Raw genomic sequence first — 2,315 nt, forward strand, 5'->3', positions numbered from 1 at the left:
GGGGTGGTCCGGGCGGCGGCGCGGGCCGCGTCGGCAGCCCTGGCCCGCACCCCGGAGCAGCTGCCCGCGCTGGCCCGCGCCGGCGTCGTCGACGCCGGCGGCCAGGGCCTCTGCGTACTGCTCGACGCGCTGGTCGAGGTCGTGACGGGGGAGAGCCCGGAGCACCTGGCGCCCGCCCCGCGCCCGGTCCGACCGCCGGTCACGGCCGCCCGCGAGACCGGCTCCGAGGAGTACGCGTACGAGGTGCAGTTCCTGCTCGACGCCGAGCCGGGGGCCGTGGCCCGGTTGCGCATCCGCCTCGCCGAGCTGGGCGACTCGCTGGTCGTGGTCGGCGACGGGGGCACGGGCGACGGCACCTGGAACGTGCACGTCCACGTCAACGACGTCGGCGCCGCGATCGAGGCGGGGGTGGAGGCCGGCCGGCCGCACCGGATTTCGGTGACCCGCTTCGCCGACCAGGTCCCGCCGCCGGTGCCGGCGCTGCCGGACGGCCGTGCCGCGGTGGTGGTCGCCACGGGCGCCGGCATCGCCGAGCTGTTCGCGGCCGAGGGCGCCACGGTGGTGCCGGGCAACCCGTCGACCGGTGAGCTGCTCGACGCGATCCGGGCCACCGGTGCGGCCCGCGTGGTCGTGCTGCCCAACGACCCCAACACCCAGGCCGTGGCCGGCGCCGCCGCGAAGGAGGCGCACCGCCTGGGCGTGAAGGTCAGCGTGGTGCCGACCCGTTCCCCCGTGCAGGCACTCGCCGCGCTCGCGGTCCGTGACCCGGCCCGCCGCTTCTCCGACGACGTGATCGCGATGGCCGAGGCGGCCGGCGCCTGCCGGTACGCCGAGGTGTGCCACGCCAGCCGGGAGGCGCTCACCGTGGCCGGTCCCTGCCGACCGGGTGACGTGCTGGCGCTGGTCGAGGGCGAGGTGCACCTGATCGGGGCGGACCTCGTCGACACCTGCACCGCCGTGGTCGACCGAATGCTCGGCGGCGGCGGGGAGCTGGTCACCCTGCTGGCCGGCGCGGACGCGCCGGACGGGCTGACCGAGGCCGTGCGCGACCATGTCACCCGTTGCTGGCCCTTCGTCGAGGTGCACGCGTACCCCGGCGGACAGCCGCACTACCCGCTCCTGGTAGGTGTCGAATGACGTCCGAGGCGGCCACCGTCGACACGCCGTTGAAGAAGCTGGTCGGTGAGAAGACGGCGAAGGCCCTCGCCTCCCACCTCGACCTGCACACGGCCGGTGACCTGATCTACCACTTCCCCCGGCGGTACGACGAGCGCGGCGAGCACACCGACATCCGCTCGCTGGACGTCGGCGAGCAGGTGACCGTGCTGGCCCAGGTGCAGCGCACCGCCGTACGCCCGATGCGGCAGCGCCGGGGCAACCTGCTGGAGGTGACCGTCGGCGACGGCTCCGGCGGGTCGCTGACCCTGACCTTCTTCGGCAACCAGGCGTGGCGCGAGCGGGAGCTGCGGCCCGGCCGGTGGGGGCTGTTCGCCGGCAAGGTCACCGAGTTCCGGGGCAAGCGGCAGCTCAACGGTCCGGAGTACGTCCTGCTCGGCGAGGGCGGCGACGGGGAGGCGGCCGCCAGCGAGGAGATCGAGGAGTTCGCCGGTGCGCTCATCCCGGTCTACCCGGCCGCGGCGGCGGTGCCGACCTGGGTGATCGCCCGCTGCGTCCGGGTCGTCCTGGACACGTTCACCCCGCCCGAGGATCCGCTGCCGGCGACCGTGCGGGCCACCCGCAACCTGGTCGGCATCGCCGGGGCGTTGCGCGAGATCCACCGCCCCACCAGCAAGGAGGCGCTCTACCGGGCCCGGCGGCGGCTCAAGTGGGACGAGGCGTTCGCCGTGCAGCTCACCCTGGTGCAGCGCAAGCACCGGGCCGCCGCCTGGCCGGCCCGTCCCCGGCCCGCGACATCCGGCGGCCTGCTGGACGCGTTCGACGCCCGACTGCCGTACGAGCTGACCTCCGGCCAGCACGACGTCGGCGTCGAGATCGCTGCGGACCTGGCCACCGCGCACCCGATGCACCGGCTGCTCCAGGGCGAGGTGGGCTCGGGCAAGACGGTGGTGGCGCTGCGCGCGATGCTCCAGGTGGTCGACGCCGGCGGGCAGGCCGCGCTGCTCGCCCCGACCGAGGTGCTCGCGGCCCAGCACCACCGCGGCATCCTCGATCTGCTGGGGCCGCTGGGCCGGGCGGGTGAGCTGGGCGCCGCACTGCCGTGGCGTCCGGGGGCGGAGCCCGCCTTCTACGCCGACCGACTGGGCCGTACGCCGCCGGTCCCGCGTCAGCGGCGGCCGTGGAACGTCGGCGTACGG

At 75.9% G+C, this 2,315-nt stretch carries 2 protein-coding genes; both read left to right on the forward strand.

Annotated features, from left to right (window positions below; translation table 11 throughout):
* Nucleotides 1-1,137: DAK2 domain-containing protein (locus AB0I76_RS27885; protein ID WP_357041504.1), on the forward strand; the 1,137-nt coding region annotated here is incomplete at its 5' end.
* Nucleotides 1,134-2,315: DEAD/DEAH box helicase (locus AB0I76_RS27890; protein WP_357041507.1), on the forward strand; the 1,182-nt coding region annotated here is incomplete at its 3' end. The genes AB0I76_RS27885 and AB0I76_RS27890, both read left to right, overlap by 4 nt.

The sequence above is a fragment of the Micromonospora sp. NPDC049799 genome (assembly GCF_040656655.1).
Classification (GTDB): domain Bacteria; phylum Actinomycetota; class Actinomycetes; order Mycobacteriales; family Micromonosporaceae; genus Micromonospora.